This is a genomic window from Enterococcus sp. DIV0806c, assembly GCF_051710905.1.
GTDB lineage: Bacteria > Bacillota > Bacilli > Lactobacillales > Enterococcaceae > Enterococcus_B > Enterococcus_B mundtii.
Window position 1 is genome coordinate 2,181,976 of the sequence record NZ_JBIOLO010000001.1, and the last position, 19,393, is coordinate 2,201,368.

The 19,393-nt window shown below is 39.1% G+C and carries 19 protein-coding genes; 3 read left to right on the forward strand and 16 right to left on the reverse strand.

The window, feature by feature from the left end:
- Positions 1-44 precede the first annotated feature (44 nt).
- Entirely contained in the window at positions 45-515 is a 471-nt protein-coding gene (locus tag IGK77_RS10215) for a hypothetical protein (protein WP_010734995.1), read from the reverse strand.
- A 199-nt stretch (positions 516-714) separates the two neighbouring features.
- On the opposite strand from IGK77_RS10215, the gene IGK77_RS10220 reads away from it, so the two are divergent.
- Positions 715-1,083, forward strand: a complete 369-nt coding sequence (locus tag IGK77_RS10220; protein WP_233433729.1) for a hypothetical protein — start codon at positions 715-717, stop codon at positions 1,081-1,083.
- A gap of 128 nt (positions 1,084-1,211) precedes the next feature.
- On the opposite strand, the gene IGK77_RS10225 is transcribed toward IGK77_RS10220, so the two are convergent.
- From IGK77_RS10225 to IGK77_RS10265, 9 genes are all read right to left on the reverse strand, one after another.
- A complete protein-coding gene (locus IGK77_RS10225; RefSeq protein WP_074799523.1) occupies positions 1,212-1,793 on the reverse strand; it encodes a prevent-host-death protein in 582 nt (193 codons plus the stop codon).
- 42 nt (positions 1,794-1,835) lie between these two features.
- Positions 1,836-3,158 (reverse strand): hypothetical protein, encoded by a 1,323-nt coding sequence (locus IGK77_RS10230; protein ID WP_071867488.1) that lies wholly within the window; start codon positions 3,156-3,158, stop codon positions 1,836-1,838.
- A 391-nt stretch (positions 3,159-3,549) separates the two neighbouring features.
- Positions 3,550-5,628 (reverse strand): copper/silver-translocating P-type ATPase CopB, encoded by a 2,079-nt coding sequence (copB, locus tag IGK77_RS10235; protein WP_420911714.1) that lies wholly within the window; start codon positions 5,626-5,628, stop codon positions 3,550-3,552.
- A 127-nt stretch (positions 5,629-5,755) separates the two neighbouring features.
- On the reverse strand, positions 5,756-7,939 hold the full coding sequence (locus IGK77_RS10240) for a heavy metal translocating P-type ATPase (protein WP_074799524.1): 2,184 nt from the start codon (positions 7,937-7,939) through the stop codon (positions 5,756-5,758).
- Entirely contained in the window at positions 7,940-8,149 is a 210-nt protein-coding gene (copZ, locus tag IGK77_RS10245; RefSeq protein ID WP_071867486.1) for a copper chaperone CopZ, read from the reverse strand. It lies immediately after the preceding gene.
- A gap of 13 nt (positions 8,150-8,162) precedes the next feature.
- Positions 8,163-8,603 carry a CopY/TcrY family copper transport repressor gene (locus IGK77_RS10250; protein ID WP_074799525.1) on the reverse strand — a complete coding sequence of 147 codons (441 nt, stop codon included), beginning with the start codon at positions 8,601-8,603 and terminating at the stop codon, positions 8,163-8,165.
- Between the two features lie 75 nt (positions 8,604-8,678).
- Complete coding sequence (locus IGK77_RS10255; protein ID WP_074799526.1) at positions 8,679-9,212, reverse strand: topology modulation protein; 534 nt, start codon at positions 9,210-9,212, stop codon at positions 8,679-8,681.
- 102 nt (positions 9,213-9,314) lie between these two features.
- Entirely contained in the window at positions 9,315-10,778 is a 1,464-nt protein-coding gene (locus tag IGK77_RS10260; RefSeq protein WP_074799527.1) for an APC family permease, read from the reverse strand.
- Positions 10,779-11,076: 298 nt separating this feature from the next.
- Positions 11,077-13,158, reverse strand: a complete 2,082-nt coding sequence (locus IGK77_RS10265; protein ID WP_074799528.1) for a heavy metal translocating P-type ATPase — start codon at positions 13,156-13,158, stop codon at positions 11,077-11,079.
- Positions 13,159-13,396: 238 nt separating this feature from the next.
- Between IGK77_RS10265 and IGK77_RS10270 the strand changes: the two genes are divergently transcribed.
- On the forward strand, positions 13,397-13,672 hold the full coding sequence (locus tag IGK77_RS10270; protein WP_256209251.1) for a hypothetical protein: 276 nt from the start codon (positions 13,397-13,399) through the stop codon (positions 13,670-13,672).
- Positions 13,673-13,685: 13 nt separating this feature from the next.
- On the forward strand, positions 13,686-14,690 hold the full coding sequence (locus tag IGK77_RS10275) for a hypothetical protein (protein ID WP_256209252.1): 1,005 nt from the start codon (positions 13,686-13,688) through the stop codon (positions 14,688-14,690).
- A gap of 71 nt (positions 14,691-14,761) precedes the next feature.
- Here the strand turns inward: IGK77_RS10275 and IGK77_RS10280 are convergent, their stop codons facing one another.
- From IGK77_RS10280 to IGK77_RS10305, 6 genes are all read right to left on the reverse strand, one after another.
- Positions 14,762-15,121: a YccF domain-containing protein gene (locus IGK77_RS10280; RefSeq protein WP_071867480.1), complete on the reverse strand. Its 360-nt coding sequence runs from the start codon at positions 15,119-15,121 to the stop codon at positions 14,762-14,764.
- Positions 15,122-15,154: 33 nt separating this feature from the next.
- Complete coding sequence (locus IGK77_RS10285) at positions 15,155-15,499, reverse strand: hypothetical protein (RefSeq protein WP_071867479.1); 345 nt, start codon at positions 15,497-15,499, stop codon at positions 15,155-15,157.
- The gene (locus tag IGK77_RS10290; RefSeq protein WP_071867478.1) at positions 15,496-16,131 is read right to left on the reverse strand and encodes an SGNH/GDSL hydrolase family protein; all 636 of its coding nucleotides are present in this window, start codon (positions 16,129-16,131) and stop codon (positions 15,496-15,498) included. Before IGK77_RS10290 ends, IGK77_RS10285 begins: the two co-directional genes overlap by 4 nt.
- Positions 16,132-16,290: 159 nt before the next feature.
- Positions 16,291-17,589: an asparagine--tRNA ligase gene (gene asnS / locus IGK77_RS10295; RefSeq protein WP_010734979.1), complete on the reverse strand. Its 1,299-nt coding sequence runs from the start codon at positions 17,587-17,589 to the stop codon at positions 16,291-16,293.
- 30 nt (positions 17,590-17,619) lie between these two features.
- The gene (locus tag IGK77_RS10300; protein ID WP_074799529.1) at positions 17,620-18,813 is read right to left on the reverse strand and encodes a pyridoxal phosphate-dependent aminotransferase; all 1,194 of its coding nucleotides are present in this window, start codon (positions 18,811-18,813) and stop codon (positions 17,620-17,622) included.
- Positions 18,814-18,839: 26 nt separating this feature from the next.
- A complete protein-coding gene (locus IGK77_RS10305; protein ID WP_071867476.1) occupies positions 18,840-19,343 on the reverse strand; it encodes a cell wall elongation regulator TseB-like domain-containing protein in 504 nt (167 codons plus the stop codon).
- Between the last annotated feature and the right edge of the window lie 50 nt (positions 19,344-19,393).

Sequence of the window (19,393 nt, forward strand, 5' to 3'; positions counted from 1 at the left end):
TCGTAAAACAAAAAAACGTCCGAAAATGGACGTCCTACAAAAAACTATATCTTTTCTATAAGTAAGGATTGTTCACGGATCTCTGTATAATAGAATAGGCCAACTGCTAACGCAAAGGAAGCAATCGCTACATAAAAACAAGGTTTGATGGTCAAAAAATACATCGCAGAATAGCTTGTATCTTTTAGTCCACTTTCACTTAGTCCATTCGGGCCGATGATGATCCTCGGTAATATCGAGAAATAAGATGTAAAGACCAGCATAGAAGAAAACTGGATCAAATGCCAATTATACTTTTTTATAAATGTTTTTGAAACGATCAAATTCACACTGATCAAAAAATAAAAAAGGGTCAATGTCGGAAAATTTTTGGAAATAATAAAGCCACTTCCATTGATGATGCCAAGAATCTCAGCACCTTGTACTACTGCATTCACCCATGTAAAAGGCAAAAGAAAAATTGGGAAAAACCAAAGAAACAAATACAATTGTTCTAGTTTTATTCTCTTTTTCATACAAAACCTCCCAAAAGACACTCCATCTATCATACTATATTCTATTTCTCTAAAAAAACTGAGGGGAAAGACTAGTTTTTTAAGAATAAAGCAATGAGAGTTTATTCATTTTATTCAGAATATTTCAAAAAAGAATTGATTATTAATTGTTTGATTTTACAATAAAAACCAAAGGGAAATGATTTGGAGGAATGTACCTTTGCGATTATTTTACATAAAAAAAACAATCTACTTATTGATGTGTGTGCCTTATTTTTATCTCGCTCTACTTTTTGATTATTATTATCATTCAGTCATCCTATTTATATTATTGATATTTTGGGCTTTTTTTGTTGGTTTTACGTTGAGGCGAACCAATCGTTTAAAAACATTGTTTCTTGGCAATCTTTGTTCTGCGAGCACCTCTTATTTATTTTTTGCTAAATGTACAGAATGGCATTTTTTGTATCATCCTTTTTCACCTGAACAGATCATCTTACTGCTCGCTGGTATTTACTTATTTCCACAGTTATTAGGGATCATCTGGGGTAGCATATTCGCGCGTTATCGTAGACACACTCACTTTTAATGACAAACAAAGTAAAGCATCCACAACAGCTGTGAACTGTCCTCAGATGCTTTACTTTTATTTTTATGCTCTATTTTACCTAGTTGTAATGTTTGATAAATAAATTATCGTCAACACTTCGCAACTTATTATATTTCATGTAAATAGATTTTCTTGATGATCAGCTTATCGAATAGTTGCGATTGACTATCTTGTTCACCGATGATCTCTGCGATCACGATTTTACCATTTGGTTTTTTCCTTAATTGGTAATTGATTTTACCCGTTTCTGTTAATTCATTGAGCATATCAACAACCCCGCCAAAACCAGTTTTCTTCGTAATGAATCCTAATGCTACCATTCGTTCATCAAGATTTTTAGCAGAGATAGACACACCTGTAACTAAATATTGTTTTAAGGCGCTAACCAATTCATCTAACGATTCAGAAGTGGATACGATGGCCGTGCGATTTTTTGTGAATGGTTCGTTTGTCGCTGATCCATTTGTTTTTGTCTCTTCTGTTTCTGTCGCAATGAGTTGGCGAAGCGTGGCTAATTCTTGCAACAACGTTTCATATTGCTCTTGGGTCAACATCACACCAGCAACTTTTTCACGATTAAAAATATATACGCCTGTTTCAGCTTTTCTAGCTTGGTCAAACACATCCATCGGCGATCTTTTCACTTCTGTAATCGAAGATGTAGGTACTTCTAGTTTCTTTAATTCCAATGGATTTTCCTCCTTTGTTTTTCCAGTCCATTATAGCATATTCTAGCGCTCGATGATTCGTTTACTCGTAAAAGTTATCTTTGTGTTGATCCAATAATCGATGTCTGATAATAGTCTTTCGATTCCTAGTGAATCTTGATAAAAATATGTTTTCTGATCATTAGTGAGACTAGCAGAAAAAAAGTGATCTGTGATGACAAGTTGAGCATAACTAGGTGGCTTACTTCTGGTACATACATGGATCGATGTTCGTTTACGATGACGTAACGTTTTATCTAAGATGGCTGCAAGTCGTCTAGCTTCTTCGTGGTCATAGCGAAAAAAGAACACGATTTTCACTTCCGGTGCATACATCTCCAAATAGCCTCGTTCATTCAATAATTTCAGCAACATCTTTGCCCAATCGGTCGTTGGCTGAAACAAAGCTTGCTGTAAAGCGATACGAAACTGGTTTGATTTCTCAATGAAATTAGGGATCGTGTCTGCCAAAGCTTGGTAGGCAACGGCTTCTTCATGGATAAAGCGATCATGAAGACCAATTGAATATTTCAACCACTCTTGGAATAGTACTCTTGTTATTTTCTTTTTGTTGGAACTTTCAAAATCATTCGTCAACCAAAATAATGAATCTAATTTTTCAGTAACAATCGATAATTTTTGATAAACGGAGGTTTTTTCGATCTTTTCCCACCGCTTGTCTGTGATCAAATGGCTATTCAGTCGCAGGATAGCCCGATAATTCTTTTCTTTTGTCGGAAGCTTTTGTTCAGAGCGAAAGAGTAGTTCTGGAAAAATCTCATAGAAGAACAATTGATGATTTGTAAAAATCTCAATATCTGTATGTTTGGGACGATGATCTAGAAGTTGGATGAATAGTTCTGAAAATGTTTGATCATGGTCTTCCTTAAAAAAAGTTGGGAACTCTTTGAGAAAGCAAAAAAGTAAATATCTGATTTTTCGTTCAGAACCATAGATTTGCTGCTTTTTATAGGAAAAAGAAAGATGATAATCCCCTAACCATTTTTTCAATCGTTCTTGTGCGGAACGATCATATTCGAAGGAGTATTCCCTTTGTAAAATCAGATCCCGTAGTAAACAGAACGAATCCGATCGGATCAAAAATTCAAACAAAAGAAATGGTTCATTGTATGCTTGGTGGTAGACGAGTTGGACTTCTTTTTTATCATACGCTAGTTCTAAGGGATAATCCTCTGATTTCAATCGCTTCAAATAACGATCGATCGTTTTGACATCAACATCCATCCTTTTTGCTAAGTCGCTTTTCTTCCATGTTAGATCTTTCATTTGGTTGATCAGTAAAAAGATATTCTGTGCATTTTTTGTTAGTAATGTTTGCCAATTCATTGCTTAACCTCACTCTATCAATAGTTTTTCCAGAGTGGCTCATCAATACTCTGAAAATGTCTCTTATATAAAGTACGCAAAGAAATATTTTTTGTTTTTCTTATTTTACTAATTTACAAAATTAACCAGAAATTAATCCAAAGTCTCTCGTTTGTGTAAATCGTACCAATGACAAAAAAAGGAAGTAGGACCTTAGTTCCCTCCCTCCATTTAAAAACGAATAGACGGCGAGAACAGAAGTAACCTCAAGATATAAGACGCCAGCCACAAAAATTTGAAGAACAATTTTCGTGGCTGGCGCCTTATATCTTGAGGTTGAACACTTCTGTCCCGACCGCCCATTGACATAGTCATATTCACTCTTTATTCAATAATTATTTACTAAAAATGATCATTCTTTGATCTTCAACGTCAACGCATTCAATGCTACAACTACGGTACTCAATGACATCAAGACAGCTCCAATCGCTGGGCTTAACAAAATTCCGATGGGTGCAAGAATCCCTGCTGCTAAAGGAATGGCAAGAATGTTGTAACCCGCTCCCCACCATAGATTTTGGATCATTTTCTTTCTCGTTTGTTTAGCTAGATCCAAGAAATGCAAGATATCTTTTGGGTCACTGTTGATCAAAACAACATCCGCTGAGTCGATCGCAATATCGGTTCCTGCTCCAATCGCCATCCCGATCGTTGCACGTGCTAAACTTGGGGCGTCGTTGATTCCGTCACCGACCATGATGACTTTTTTTCCTTGTTCCTGATAACGTTTGACGATGTCTTCCTTGTCATTTGGTAAAAGCCCACCATAAAACTCTTCGATACCTAAGTATTGCGCGACCACTTCTGCAGCATGTTGATTATCACCAGTCAACATCACCGGAGTGATCTTTCTTTCTTTGAGACTTTGAATAAAGGTTTTTGCTTCTGCTTTGATGATGTCACCTAATGCCACTAATCCGACTAAACGATCATCGATCAATAGAAAACTAACTGTATTCCCTTGCTCTTCGTAAGGCGTTAGTCGTTCCTTTTCAATTTCAATTCCTAAACGTTTGATTTCTTTTTCGTTGACTACTTTTACATTCTTATCTGCTACTGTTCCAGTTAAGCCAACCCCTGAAAGATTTTTTTGATTTTCTGCTTGATAAGGAGAAATATTCTGTTCCTTCAAATAACGCATGATCCCAATGGCTAATGGATGATTGGCGTTCGCTTCTAAGGCACCTAAATATTTCAATAGTTCTTCTTGAGGATAATCATCGTCTAAGCTTTCGATACCAGTGACGGTGAATTTTCCTTCCGTCAACGTACCTGTTTTATCCAGCATGATGACATCTAACTCATTAGCTTGTTCTAAGGCGCGACGACTTTTAAGCAACAACCCATTTTTAGCAGCAATCGACGTTGAACGTGCCACCACTAGAGGAATCGCCAAACCTAACGCATGGGGACAAGCGATGATGAAGACAGTGACCATCCGTTCTAAAGCAGTTGGTAAATCAGTTAAAATCAGCCACACAACAAATGCCAATAGACCGGCGATCAATGCCACATAAAACAACCATTTTGCTACTTTGTCAGACAAAGATTCTAGTTTTGACTTTTCACCTTGTGCTTGACGGACCATATCCATGACTTTGGCTAAATAGCTAGTTTCACCTGTTCCGGTCACTTCGATTTCAATGGTGCCGTCTCCATTGATCGAACCACCGATCACTGGATCAGATGTTTGTTTTTTGACCCCTTTTGATTCGCCAGTCACGGCAGATTCATCCACGATCGTTTCTCCTTTGAGAATCGTTCCATCCGTTGGCATCTTATCTCCTGCTCGAACGACTAAATGATCGCCCTCTTTGACCTCTTTTAAAGAAATTGTCTCTTCTGTCCCATCTGTTCGTAATCGTTTGACCGTTTCCGGTAATAATTCTGCTAATTTCTGTAACGCATTACTTGCATTAGAAACGGCACTCATTTCGATCCAGTGCCCTAATAGCATGATGACGATCAACGTCGCCAATTCCCAGAAGAAGTCCATCACATGAGTATGGGGATTGATGAGATTTGCGATAAAAGAATAGACACTATAAACATAGGCGACACTGATCCCCATAGCAATCAAGGTCATCATTGCTGGACTTTTTTGTTTCAATTCCATTTTAGCGCCACTTAAAAAAGGTTGTCCGCCATAGATGAACAAGATGGTCGCCAGGATCAAGACGAGCCAATCAGAGCCAGGGAAAGTCACTTGAAAGGGAAATTCCATGCCCATCATGGGAGAAAACAAGATGATCGGAATCGCTAGCAACAAGGACAACCAAAATTTTTGTTTAAAATTTCCCATGTGCATCGAATGATCCATCCCGCCGCTCATATGGTCATGATGATCCATTGAACTATGGTCCATTGAACTGTGGTCCATTGAGTGATGCTCATGTGCCATGCTCTCGTGGTTCATTTTTGTATGGTCCATACTCGTATGATCTATTTTATGGTGTGTCATGTTCGTTTGTTGCTTCATTTCATCATGATGATGCTCGTGCATCGTTTGTTTTTTTTGCTCGTTCATTTTCATTCTGTCCTTTCCTTTGTTGAACCGTTTATTTCTTCATTTTTTGGTTTAGACTTAATGAATTGAGTAACACACTGATTGAGCTAAAGGCCATCGCTCCTCCGGCAATGATTGGATTCAATAAGCCAAACGCAGCAAATGGAATGCCAATCGTGTTATAAATAAATGCCCAAAATAAGTTTTGTTTGATTTTTTTCAAGGTCACACTTGAAAGTTCGATCGTTTGTCCAATCGACGAGAGTTGACTATTCATTAACGTTACATCTGCTGTTTCCATGGCGATATCGGTGCCATTCCCCATGGCGATACCGACATTTGCTAAAGCCAAGGCGGGGGCATCATTGATACCATCACCGACCATTCCCACTTGTTTTCCTTCTTTTTGCAATTTTTCGACATATCCTGCTTTTTCATCAGGTAATACTTCAGCAAAGATGTGTTCTTTTGGAATACCAACTTCTTGTCCAATCGTCGTTGCAACTGATTGATTGTCCCCTGTGACCATATAAACTGCCAATCCTTGGGCTTGTAATTGTTGGATTGCTGATCGTGCGTGTTCTTTGATCTGATCAGCCACAGCGATCATCCCCAATACCTGTCTGTCATCTGCAAGAAACATCACGGTTTTTCCTTGTCGTTCTAATTGTAACGCTTGTTCTTGATACGCTTCAAATGAAACGTTCAGCTCCACTAGTCGTTTTCTCGTACCAATAAAATAAGATTTTCCATCGATTACCCCACTGATCCCAGCACCCGGATGTGCTTTTGCTTGAACCACAGGCAAAGTCGCGATCGCCTGTTCTTTTCCATAAGTCACAATGGCTTTGCCTAAAGGATGCTCTGATCCTTGCTCTAATGTGGTGGCGATCGTTAACACTTCTTCGTCACCGATAACGTCTGTGACTACTGGTTTCCCTTGTGTGATCGTTCCAGTTTTGTCTAAAAGGATCGTGTCTAGATGTGTCGCAGCTTCTAATGCTTCTCCGCCTTTGATCAAAATACCCTTTCGTGCGCCTAGTCCTGTACCAACCATGATCGCAGTTGGTGTCGCTAGTCCTAACGCACAAGGACAAGCAATGACCAACACTGAAACACTATGGATCACTGCCAGTTCCCAGTTGCCACTGATTAGTCCAGTGACTATTAAGGTAACGAAGGCAATGACTAAAACGATAGGTACAAAAATACCAGAAATCTTATCAGCAATTTTTTGGATTGGTGCTTTGCTTCCTTGGGCATCTTCCACCATTTGGATGATTTGTGAAAGGACAGTTCCTTTACCCACTTGAGTCACCGTCATTTCAAGAATCCCTGTGGAATTGATGGTTCCGCCGAAGAGTAGATCTCCCGCTTTTTTCTCAACTGGCACACTTTCTCCAGTCAACATTCCTTCATCGATCGCACTATCCCCTTTGATGACTTTCCCATCTGTTGGGATTTGTTCTCCCGGTCGGACGAGTAAAATATCCCCAATCTCTACTTCCTCGATTGGTATGGTCTTTTCTTCACCATTTTTTATGACCTGTGCTGTTTTTTTCTGAAGAGACATCAACTGCTTGATGGCATCGCCGGTTTTACTTTTGGCTGTGTGTTCCAAATATTTTCCTAACAAAATCAGTGTGATGATCATATTGCTACTTTCAAAATATAAGTCCGATGAATGTGTACTGAAAAAACCATTGTATACACTAAGCGCAAATGCAGCGGTCGTACCGATTGCCACTAATACATCCATATTGGGTGCGTTTGTTTTGATGGCATGATACGCTCCTTCATAAAAGCGCCAACCAATATAAAACTGGACAGGGATTGCTAAAATCAGTTGGACCCATGGATCATGGAAAAAATGGACTAGCGTTCCGTGGAAGCCTAACATCATTGCAATCATCGCGATCATCATAGGAAGCGTCAAGATAGCACCTATGATGACATCTCGCTTCATCTTTGTTAAATAAGTTTGCTTTTCTTCTGCAATTTTTTGCTTATGGGCCTCATCATATAAAATCGCACCATAACCAATGGTTTCAACACTTTGGATCAGTTCTTCGATCGATACTTCCTGATAATTGATCGTCGCTTTTTCTGTTGCCAGATTAACAGTCGCAGATAATACACCGGGCTGTTCATTCAACTCTTTTTCGATTCGTGCAGCACAATTGGCACAAGTCATTCCAGTAATCACCAGTGTGTCTTTTTTAGCTGGATGCTCCATTTAAATCACCTCTGCTTGATAGCCTAAATCATTGATTGCTTGACATACGGTTGATGGTTGGATCACTGTTTCATCTAATGACACAGTTCCGATCTCTTTTTTTAAGTTGACATTGATTTTTTTTACACCCGGTAGCGCATTGACCGTTTCTTCCACTCTTGCAACGCAATGTTTACAGCTCATTCCTTTGATCGTTACTTTTGTTTTCATCGCTGGTTTCCTCCTAGTTGTTTTGATGGCAATGACATTGTCCTGGAATGCAATTGCACTGGATATTTGTTACTGGCTCTTTTTTCTTTAGTTCTGCCATGATTTGGTCAATATCTGCTTGTGTTAAAGTTGCTTCTGAGACAAGATCTGCAATCGTCTCGCCGATTTTCTTCGCGCAAATATGTGAGAATAAATTCTCTGCGGCACTTTGCACAGTATCTGTTTCAGACACCGCTGGATGATAAATAAATTTTTTCCCTTCTTGTTCTGTCCAAATCGCTTCTTTTTTGACAAGTCGTCCTAATAACGTTTTGACTGTTGCTGCTTTCCAGCCCATTGATTCAGAAAGGATCTGTGTGATTTCCTGAGCTGTGGTGTCTCCTAATGTCCAGACGACACGCATGATCTCCCATTCTGAATCACTGATTTTGATTGGCTTTTTCACTTCTTCCATATGTATCACTCTCCTCTTCGTTTACAAATGTAAACTTCATTTCTAAATACAGATTACACTTGTAAACGAAACGTGTCAACTACTTTTACTTCGCCATTGCTCTAGAAATTTTTTTTGCTGTCGTGGACCATTCAAAATGACTAATTTCTCTTCTGCTCCTTGTTCATAGATTTTTTTGATCGCTAAGGGTTCCCTCTCGTTCTTGAAACGCCAAACAAAAAGTAAAAAGTCCAAATATTCTTTGTCGAATTTTTCTATAAATTCTTCTGGAACATCTGGACGGGTACTTTTATCTACTTTTCGTTTGAGCGAACGCTTGATCACACGATACATCGCTCGGTATCTCGGCAAGCGAAGCATTAGGATCAAGTCAGCTTGTTCAATTCTATCTTTTGCAATCGATAGATAATTTCCTTCGATGATCCAATCCTTGTTCTCCGCCATAAATTTTTCCTGTTCTTTTAACAACCATTGCTTGGCTGCTTTTCCATAGTCCGTTGCTAGCCACAATTGATCGAGAGCTAAAAGAGGGCTTCCTGTCGTTGCTTGTAAGCTTCTTGCAAGTGTGGACTTACCTGCACCCGACTGTCCAATAATCATTATTTTCATTTTGTCCTCCTTCGAATGGTCATCTTTTTATTTTACCTCTTATTCTTAATAACGTAAAAAAAGACCGAACCAATCGTTGGACTGATTCGGTCAAATCTTATTTTAAAGTTGAGAAACTGGTTCTTTCAATGGATTTTTCTTATTATCACGACGTGCGATCGCTGGTAAGATCATACCTAGTAAAATCAAAATGATCGGTGTGACGATATTTGAGATCAATTGGAACCACCAAGCTTTTGGATCAGCAGCGTATTCCACTTTTGGTACCATTCCCAAAATACATGCAAACGCAGTGAAAGCAAAACACCAAGCACCAAAGATGAATCCAACTTTAGGATTTTTCACGAACTTATATTCCGACGTGAATTTTTTGTATGCTTTGTTCAACATCATGTAGGCTAGGAATACCCATAAGTAACGCATTGGCATAACGACTGAATTTAAGTTCGTCAACCATTTAACTAATTCATTCATATCTTTGATACCAATAATCGGTAATAGGATGATGATACCGACTAAGATACCAGTTAACATGTAACCATTGACCAACGTTCCTTTACGGTTACGTTTACGTAACCAACTTGGCACAAATTCTGGATCTGCATCGGCTAACAAGATCTTCAATGGCGCATCAATAGAAAATGCCAAGGCAGAAATTTGACCAACCATATTCGTCAATGCATAGATGATCATCAATGCATTGCCAATACCATAATAGTTACCTAAGATTTGGAAGGCACTGTACGCACCGTTTGCCATTAAATCTTTAGGAATATTGTCACTTGCAAATAACATACCCATTGCCACAGAACCTAAAACAGCACAGATACCGACCATCGCTGCTAAAAAGATCATCCCTTTTGGAAATTCTTTTGCCGGGTTACGTGTAGAATTAACATAAGGAGAGATTTTCTCAGCGCCTCCTACAGCAAAGACTAACATTGAAACAGTCGTAAAGTAACTAAAGTCAAACTTAGGAATATACGTTTTGACTTGGTTCATATTTGCTGTCGCAAATTCCATCGTTGGATTGATGAATGGCGCAGTAACAGCAAGTAAAATGAATAATAATGACATGACGAACATCGCTGTACCTGCTAAACCACCGATAACTTTCAACGTTGATAAGCCTTTTGTTGATAGATACAAGAAAGCTAAGAAAATGATCAAGGAGATCACTGCGACCATTTGGACAGACATCGTATTGACGATATCGCCATTTCCTTGAACTGCCCAACCAGCTGCAATCAAAATCGCTTGTGGTTTTTGTGCTAAGTATGGAATGTGCACGACCCAGTATGTCCAGGCAGCATAATAAGCTAAGCGTTTATTCGAAGTAGTATTTTCTACCCAAGAACTAACGCCCCCTTTACTATCTTTGAATGCTGATCCTAATTGACCGACGATCAGTGCATAGGGGATAAAATAAATAGCTAGGATCAATAACCATGAAGTGATTACTGAGATTCCTTGTTGCGCGTAGTTATTGACGACATTCCCCATACCCCAGACCATGTTGAATGCAATCAACGCTACTGTAAACCAGCGCAGTTGTTTTTCGTTCATCTGATTTCTCCTTTATAAATATTTAATAATTATTCATTGACTATCATATTCAATTTTCATAATGTTTACAACACTTCGTTATTTTATTTGTGGATTATTTTAGGTAAAACACATTGTTTTTACATTTATTTTTCATTTTATCCTCTAACACCTAATCTAAAGGCTCACAAACATGAATTATTTTCTAACTATTTTGGAATTTTCAGAACAATTAAAATCTTCCAGTTATTTTAATCACAGAAAAACCACAGTCCTCAAATAAATGATTTCTGTGGTTTAACGGTGCTTTTTTGACTGTTTATTTGACTTTTTTGACAGATAGCCCACGCATGGCGTTTAAAACTGCTATCAGGGTCACACCGACATCGGCAAAGACTGCATTCCCCATAGAAGCAAAGCCAATAGCTCCGAGAATCAATACGATCACTTTTACTCCAATAGCAAATGCAATATTTTGCTTGACGATTTTCAACGTTTTTCTTGAAATTTGAATCGCCTCCGCAAGTTTTGATGGCTCATCGTTCATGATGACGACATCGGCTGCTTCAATAGCTGCATCACTGCCTAAACCACCCATGGCGATTCCCACATCTGCTCGAGCTAATACCGGTGCATCATTGATCCCGTCTCCGACAAAGGCAGTTTTCTGAGTCGTTTCGCTCATCAAAGCTTCTAATTTTTCTACCTTATCTTCTGGAAGCAGTTCACTATAGACTGCATCGACCCTTACCTCTTTTGCGACTTGTTCCGCAATCTTTTGGGCATCACCTGTCAACATCACTGTCTTTTTGACGCCGACTTTTTTCAATGTCTCGATAGCAAATGTTGCATCTGCTTTGATCGTATCCGCGATAACTAAATAGCCCATGAGCTGACTGTCGATCGCTAAATAGATCAATGTTCCTATTTCATGATTCTCTGGTTGCTCGACTCCATAGCGAGCCAATAATTTTTGATTTCCGACAAGTACCTCTTGTCCCTTGACCTGTGCGTTGATTCCTTCACCAGCGATTTCTACAGGTTCTTCAATTTCATATAACGGGCCACTGTAGGTATCCATGACCGCCTTGGCGATTGGATGTGTCGATAGATTTTCTAGACTCGCCACATATTTCATAAACGCTTTCTCGTCAATGGTAGAAACAACTTTTTGTACGGCAAAATCACCCTTGGTCAGGGTACCTGTTTTGTCAAATACCACTGTTTCTGTACGAGCTAAAAGTTCTAGATAATTTCCACCTTTGACAAGTATCCCCCGTTTACTAGCCCCACCGATTCCTCCGAAAAAGCTAAGTGGAACAGAAATGACCAATGCACATGGACAAGAGATCACTAGAAATGTCAATGCTCGATAAATCCATTCAGAAAAATCTCCTCCATAAAGTAAGGGTGGGACAGTTGCTAAAAGAACAGCTAAAGCAACAACGATCGGCGTATAGTAACGAGCAAACTTAGTGATGAATTTTTCAGCTGGTGCCTTTTTACTGCTTGCTGTCTCCACTAGTTCTAATAATTTGCTGATGGTCGAATTTTCATAGTTCTTTTTTACTTCGATGGTTAAAGGATGGGTCTTATTGATAAAACCACTTAATACATTTTCACCACTCATCACTTCTTTAGGCAATGATTCTCCTGTTAATGCAGATGTATCTACGAGGGATTGTCCCTTCAAAATCGTTCCGTCCAAAGGAATTCTTTCACCTGGTTTGACCATGACCGACTCACCGATCTGCACTTCTTCTGGTTGCTTATTTACCAAGCCGGTTTCAGTGATCACATGAGCAACTTCCGGTCGGATCGCCATCAACTCACGAATTGACCGACGAGACTGATCGACCGCAAAATGTTGGAAATACTCACCGATTTGATAAAACAACATGACAGCAACTGCTTCTGGATATTCACCGATCATCATCGCACCGATCGTTGCAATCGACATCAAAAAGTTTTCATCAAACACTTGTCCTTTACGAATATTGACGAACGCTTGCTTGATAACATCAAAGCCAATGAGAACAAAAATGGCCAAAAAAGTAATGAAACGAATTGGCTCAGCAGGCTTCCATAAAAACAATAAAAGCAAGCTAAGTGACGCTATGGCGATACGTAACAATGCTGTTTTATTTTCTTTTTCTGGTTCATGATTTTTACTTGTCTGCTTTTTCACTTCGATTATTTTGACATCTGGTTCTAATTGATGGATTTCTTCTGTTGCTTGCTTTTCAATCGTTTCAATGACAGCTTTATCTGCATCGATCATCATTTTTCCAGTCGCAAAATTGACCGATGCTTCTTTTACGCCAGGTATTGCTTGTACTTTTTTTTCGATTTTCATCGCACAATTTGCGCAATCTAAACCTTCTAATTGATAACTTTTCATTTTAAGTCCCTCCTTACTAAACATATGACTATCTCTTCATAAGTTATTATACATGAATGAGTATTCATATGTCAAATCATAGTAACAACGGATCATGATTTAAGTATCGTTCGGGAGAATCATTATTTCTTTAAGGTGTAAAAGAAGTTTCTTATGTAAAAGTGACGAATGATAAACTTTTTACAATAGAAAATAAAGGAGAATATCTTTGAAAGATCAAAAGATAAGGAGAAGAAATATGCTTGATTTTGACGGACAATACCATCAATTGGCACTTGCTCTAAGATTAGGAAATGCAGCAGCGTTTGAAGTTGTAGGTGCAGACGGGAAAAAGAATTACCAATTTTTATTTTCAAGATTTATCAAAATGATCGAAAATGATGTTGATCATGCCTTGATCAATGAAACGCAAAAAACTAAAGTGATCCAGTCTTTAAAAAGTACGATTACATACTACGAAATGAAAAAACCGGCAGAATTGCAACAGGAAATCGAAAATCTGAAAAAAAAATGATCCAGCGAGTTTTATGATTATTCCTTCATACATTGTAAGTCCTTCTTATCATCATAATCATATTTATTCTTTGATCATCTATAAGCAAGAACATGACTATCTTGTCGCTAAAATAGATAAATTTGCGGCAAATACCAACATGGGTAATCAGTTATCAACTATCCCAGCAGATCATTTGGAAACGTTAAGTAAAATACTTTTTGCTACAAAACTCGAACATCATAGCGAATCTAAAGTCAATATCATTGATGCAATCAACCAACTCTCAGAAACGCCACCAAAGAATCTTGATTTTGACATGAGAGGATATGCGCTAATTCCTGTTTGCCCCATCTTAGAACCACTTACTGCCTTTCGAAGTGTCCTTCATCATTGCCAAGAGGCTACATTCACGCCCCCCTTTGCTGAAGGCAAAGTAAAACCAAAATTTTGTACATCAATAGCATTTCGCAAACGTTTCTATCAGACTTTTCTAGGTGAAAACACAAAGCATAATGAAAAATTTTCCCAGCTATGGAAACATTATGAACAGCGAAAAAACATCACTGGTCTAAAAGAAACTATCTCAAGAGATGACTTTGTTGAAATTTCGAATGATTTCGTAAAGAAAGTCTACCAAGATCCTAGAACACCTAAAACATTTGTTAAAAATCAATCCGTCGAGGTCGCACCTTATTATTATCATGTTTTTTATGATGATTCCAGACGATTGAAACCATTGGATGCTCACATCAGCGCAATCATTGATGGAACGGATCAATCATCAAAAGAGGCCTATCGACGAAAAGTAAAAGTTAAGAGCCAGCGATTTGGTGCAACAGCCAAAACATTCAGAGAAAGGATTTTTTCTGATAGACAGACCTCTAAAAGTAACTCCACAGACGTGCTAAGTCCAACTTCTCCAACACATCCGTCCCTTACACAAGCGAATTTTAATCATCGCATAGTAGACGCAACCAACAAATCGAATTTTTTGAGTAAGCAAATACCTAAAAAACATACAGATATCACTCGCTAAGTGTAAAAAAAGTAACTCTTTCGACAGACAAACAACTGTGCAAGAGAGTTACTTTTATATTTAGTGACTATTTAAACGATTTCTGCCCCAAACGGCATCAGCGCTAGGCGGGCTAATTTGAAGGACTGCTTTGCAAAAGGAATACCAATGATCGTGATACAAAGTAAAATCCCACTGATGACATGCCCTAGAGCAATCGGTAGACCTGACACGATCAACCAAATGATATTGACGATCAAAGATACGCCATTGTTTGTATAAATGACTTCTTTTCCAAAGGGTGCAAACGATAAAGAAGCTAGTTTAAAGCATTGTAGCCCGACCGGAATACCAACAATTGTGATACACCATAACACACCTGCTATCGCCCAACTAAGTCCACCGAGTAAACCACCAAAAATAAACCAAATAATATTTCCAATACAACTCATTGTTTCTTTCTCCATTCTAACGAGAGCCTTACGTTAAAAACTATTGAAATCGACTCTCTTGATTTTACGTTTTTTTGCTTCTAATAACCACTGCTCCATAAACTGAGCGGCTACGGTTCTTTCATGATCGACTGCTACAAAAATCGTTTGAATCAGTTCACCAGTTTGCTGATCTGCGTCAGTCGTTTCGATTTGTCTCGCTTGTCCAAAAGCGAAAATCATTGGTTTTTCTGCGTCATCTTGTGCTGCTATAAACGATATATTCAATGGATCGTTTATATCTGGCAACGTTAGTTCCTCCAAGAATCGATTTTCTTGTTGCCTGATCAACGTATTGATCATCGGTAGATCTGCTTCGGTTGCTGGCCGAATGATCATTCAAACCACTCTTTTCTTTTTTTGACCGTTTCTATCCAAATATTGGCAATCGTTTCATGACCCAGTAGTGTCGGATGGACACCATCATCCCCTGTGTATTTCTCATAGCCATATGAGATGCCTAAAGAATTCAACGTTCCATCTAACGGGACAAAAACTGCTTGATATTCTTTTGCTAGTTGACGAATCAAGTGGATCTTTGGATCAAGATCACTACGCCAACTTCTCCGATCTTCAGGCTCTGGCAAAACAAATGGTTCCATCAAGACGATTTTTTTGATGCCACTTTCCACTAAACGATCAAGTAAATACCGATAATCTGCTTCAAAACGAGTAAAGGATTCTTTTGTCGCAAATGCTTCAGGCTCGCCTACATTGTGCCATGTATCATTGATGCCGATCAAAATTGAGACGATATCAGGTTTCAAATCGATGCAGTCTGCTTGCCAGCGCTTCTTGAGGTCTGCCAACTTATTTCCGCCGATTCCGCGATTGACGAATGTCCACGTGTTTTCTGGATCACTCGCAGCCAATTTTGCTGCTGTTAACAGTGCATAGCCATGACCGAGATCGTCAGTTTCTCTACCCGCATCTGTGATACTATCTCCAATGAATAAAAGTCGTTGTTCCATCTCATCCCCTACTTTCCATGCTACTTTTACGTTATTATCCCATACACGTCTAGCCAAAGAAAGAAGGAAATGGAACATTAGTGATTTTATAACTACTTCTTAAAAAAATGCGTTCCACGAAAATCCGATGAACGATTTTCGTGGAACGCGTCTTATTTCTTATGGGTAAATACGATTTAACAAACGTGGGAATGGAATTGCTTCACGTACATGATCGATCCCTGAGATCCAAGTCACTGTACGTTCTAAGCCTAAGCCGAAACCAGAATGTGGAACAGATCCGTATTTACGTAGATCTAGGTACCATGAGTATTCTTTTTCGTCTAAGCCATGATTCTTGATTTGTTCAAGTAAGAAATCATAGTCAGTCGCACGTTCACTTCCGCCGATGATCTCTCCATATCCTTCAGGTGCGATCATATCTGCACAAATCACGACATCTTCTCTTGTTGGATGTGGTTTCATATAGAATGGTTTGATCGCTTTTGGATAGTTCAAGATAAAGACTGGTTGTTCAAATGAGTTCGCAATGAACGTTTCGTGTGGTGAACCGAAATCATCGCCCCACTCGATATCGTCAAAGCCATTTTTCTTCAATAACTCGATAGCATCATCATACGTGATACGTGGGAAAGGTAATTTAGTATAAGTTTTCAATACTTCTTTATCACGTTCTAAGACGTCTAAAGCATACTCGCAGTTATCTAATACACTTTGAACTAAGAAAGCAACATATTGTTCTTGTACTTCTAAGCTTTCTTCTTGATGCGTGAACGCCATTTCAGGTTCGATCATCCAAAATTCGATCAAATGACGACGTGTTTTTGATTTTTCAGCACGGAAAGTTGGTCCAAATGAAAATACTTTACCAAATGCCATTGCAGCAGCTTCCATATACAATTGGCCACTTTGTGACAGATATGCTTTTTGGTCAAAGTAGTTTGTCTCAAATAGATCGGTTGTTCCTTCTGGCGCAGAACCAGTCAAGATCGGTGGATCGATTTTAACGAATTGGTTGTTGTTGAAAAATTCGTAGGTTGCACGGATGATTTCATTTCGAATCTGCATCACTGCGTGTTGGCGAGAAGAACGTAACCATAAATGGCGATGATCCATCAAGAAATCTGTTCCATGTTCCTTTGGTGTGATCGGATAATCATGGCTTTCACTTACTACTTCAATGTTCGTGATCCCGATCTCATAGCCAAATTTAGAACGGCTGTCTTCACGAATCTCACCTGTCACAAGGATCGATGTTTCTTGAGAAAGATTTTTTGCCATTTGGAAAACTTCCTCAGGCACTTCGCTTTTTACGACAACTCCTTGGAAGAATGCTGTCCCATCTCGCAATTGTAAAAAGGCGATTTTCCCACTTGAACGCTTATTAGCGACCCAAGCACCGATCGTTACTGTTTCGCCTACATGTTTTTTTGAATCGATGATTTGAATTTGTTCCACGTAAAATTCTCCTTTGTCCTATAATAATTTCTATTCGTTTTGACTTTTACTCTCAATAAAACGTTGGATTCGTCGGATTCCTTCTTCTAACGTTGCTAGATTCGCCGCATAACTCAAACGAACATTTTCCGGTGCGCCGAAACCTTCACCTGTAACTAGAGCAACCCCTGCTTCTTCTAGTAGATCTTCGACCCACGGAGTCACTTGTTCATAGCCACATATCGCTAACGTTTCTTTCACATTCGGAAACAAGTAAAATGCGCCTTGTGGTCTTTTGACCGACACCCCGGGCAAATCAGCAACAAGCGGAAATACGATGTCTAGACGTTCTTCAAATGCTTTGCGCATCTCTTCAACGGTATCTTGTTCCCCTTGTAGTGCTTCCACAGCCGCATATTGACTGACTGCAGTTGGGTTACTAGTTGATTGTGACGCAATCGCAATCATCCCATCAATGATTTTTTGATCGCCGACCGCGTATCCGATACGCCAGCCTGTCATTGCATAGGTTTTTGATACACCGTTGATGATTATCGTCTGTTCACGTATTGCTTTTGAAATCGTTGCAATTGGAGTAAACTCATTGTCATTATAAACTAATCGGCCATAAATATCATCAGCAACTATTAAAATATCGTTTTTTACTGCCCATTCACCAATCTCTTGTAGTTCTTCTTTTGTATAGATTATCCCTGTCGGATTGGAAGGAGAATTGATAATGACTGCTTTTGTCTTGGAAGAACGTGCTTGTTCCAATTGTTCAAGGGTCACTTTGAAATCATTGACTTCTTGACCCGTGACAAAAACAGGGACACCTTCTGCTAACTTGACTTGTTCCCCATAGCTCACCCAATAAGGCACTGGAATGATGACTTCATCTTTTGGATCTAGGATCGTTTGGAATAAGGCATAAAGGGCAAATTTCGCCCCGTCTGTCACAATCGTCTGAGAAGCATCGTAAGTCAATCCATAATAGGTTTCCAGATACGAAACGATTGCCTGCCTTAATTCTGGAATACCCGCTGTCGGCGTATAATAACTTGCTTTTCCATTCTTGATGGCTGCGATCGCTGCTTCTTGGATATTTTCAGGTGTAGCAAAATCAGGCTCTCCTACGGTCAAACTGATAATGTCTTTCCCTTGTGCTTTCAATGCCTTTGCTTTTGCTGCAGTTGCTAGTGTTACGGAAGGCTCTAAGCGTTCCACTCTTTTTGACTGTTTCATCCAATCTACCCTTTCATCCGTCTTTTCTATATCCCGCTGATGACTTTGACTTCCTCTCCCGTTTCAAAAGAAATTAAATAATAATTCAACTGGTCATCTGGCGTTTTGGCAATGACTTCCCATACTGGTTCATCTTTGTACATCCCTAAGGAAGCTTTTTCCACTTGTTGATCGGGATGCTTCTGGCTGATTTCTTGGCGGGCAGCTTCTTCGGTCAATCCTGCTTTTTGTTCTAAAACTTTTACTCGCTCACCTGATTTAGGAATGATCACTGCAATATCTTGCCCTTTATCGTTTTGGCCTGTTAATGAAAAATAAGTGGCTTCTCGAGTAAACCAATAGAATTGGTCCACTTCCTCGAGATTTGCATATTGTTCAGCTAGCTTTGTCGCCTCTTGTTTCGCTTGCGTCATTGGGCGTGTCGCACGCAGATAAAAAATAGTGCTGATCACGATTACTGCTAATAAAGCGATGATCAAGCCTAATAACACGCGATTGATCGTATGTTCTTTGTTTGTCTGATTCTTCAAGGACTGTCGCTCCTTCTTTTTTCATTGATGTCCATTATAACAGATTTCGA

What these genes read in the sequence shown, in the direction of transcription:
- IGK77_RS10215 (WP_010734995.1), bottom strand. Translation starts at nt 515, where the DNA reads ATGAAAAAGAGAATAAAACTAGAACAATTGTATTTGTTTCTTTGGTTT.
- IGK77_RS10230 (WP_071867488.1), bottom strand. Translation starts at nt 3,158, where the DNA reads ATGAATTGGCAAACATTACTAACAAAAAATGCACAGAATATCTTTTTA.
- copB (WP_420911714.1), bottom strand. Translation starts at nt 5,628, where the DNA reads ATGGACCATACAAAAATGAACCACGAGAGCATGGCACATGAGCATCAC.
- IGK77_RS10240 (WP_074799524.1), bottom strand. Translation starts at nt 7,939, where the DNA reads ATGGAGCATCCAGCTAAAAAAGACACACTGGTGATTACTGGAATGACT.
- copZ (WP_071867486.1), bottom strand. Translation starts at nt 8,149, where the DNA reads ATGAAAACAAAAGTAACGATCAAAGGAATGAGCTGTAAACATTGCGTT.
- IGK77_RS10250 (WP_074799525.1), bottom strand. Translation starts at nt 8,603, where the DNA reads ATGGAAGAAGTGAAAAAGCCAATCAAAATCAGTGATTCAGAATGGGAG.
- IGK77_RS10255 (WP_074799526.1), bottom strand. Translation starts at nt 9,212, where the DNA reads ATGAAAATAATGATTATTGGACAGTCGGGTGCAGGTAAGTCCACACTT.
- IGK77_RS10260 (WP_074799527.1), bottom strand. Translation starts at nt 10,778, where the DNA reads ATGAACGAAAAACAACTGCGCTGGTTTACAGTAGCGTTGATTGCATTC.
- IGK77_RS10265 (WP_074799528.1), bottom strand. Translation starts at nt 13,158, where the DNA reads ATGAAAAGTTATCAATTAGAAGGTTTAGATTGCGCAAATTGTGCGATG.
- IGK77_RS10270 (WP_256209251.1), top strand. Translation starts at nt 13,397, where the DNA reads ATGCTTGATTTTGACGGACAATACCATCAATTGGCACTTGCTCTAAGA.
- IGK77_RS10275 (WP_256209252.1), top strand. Translation starts at nt 13,686, where the DNA reads ATGATTATTCCTTCATACATTGTAAGTCCTTCTTATCATCATAATCAT.
- IGK77_RS10280 (WP_071867480.1), bottom strand. Translation starts at nt 15,121, where the DNA reads ATGAGTTGTATTGGAAATATTATTTGGTTTATTTTTGGTGGTTTACTC.
- IGK77_RS10285 (WP_071867479.1), bottom strand. Translation starts at nt 15,499, where the DNA reads ATGATCATTCGGCCAGCAACCGAAGCAGATCTACCGATGATCAATACG.
- IGK77_RS10290 (WP_071867478.1), bottom strand. Translation starts at nt 16,131, where the DNA reads ATGGAACAACGACTTTTATTCATTGGAGATAGTATCACAGATGCGGGT.
- IGK77_RS10300 (WP_074799529.1), bottom strand. Translation starts at nt 18,813, where the DNA reads ATGAAACAGTCAAAAAGAGTGGAACGCTTAGAGCCTTCCGTAACACTA.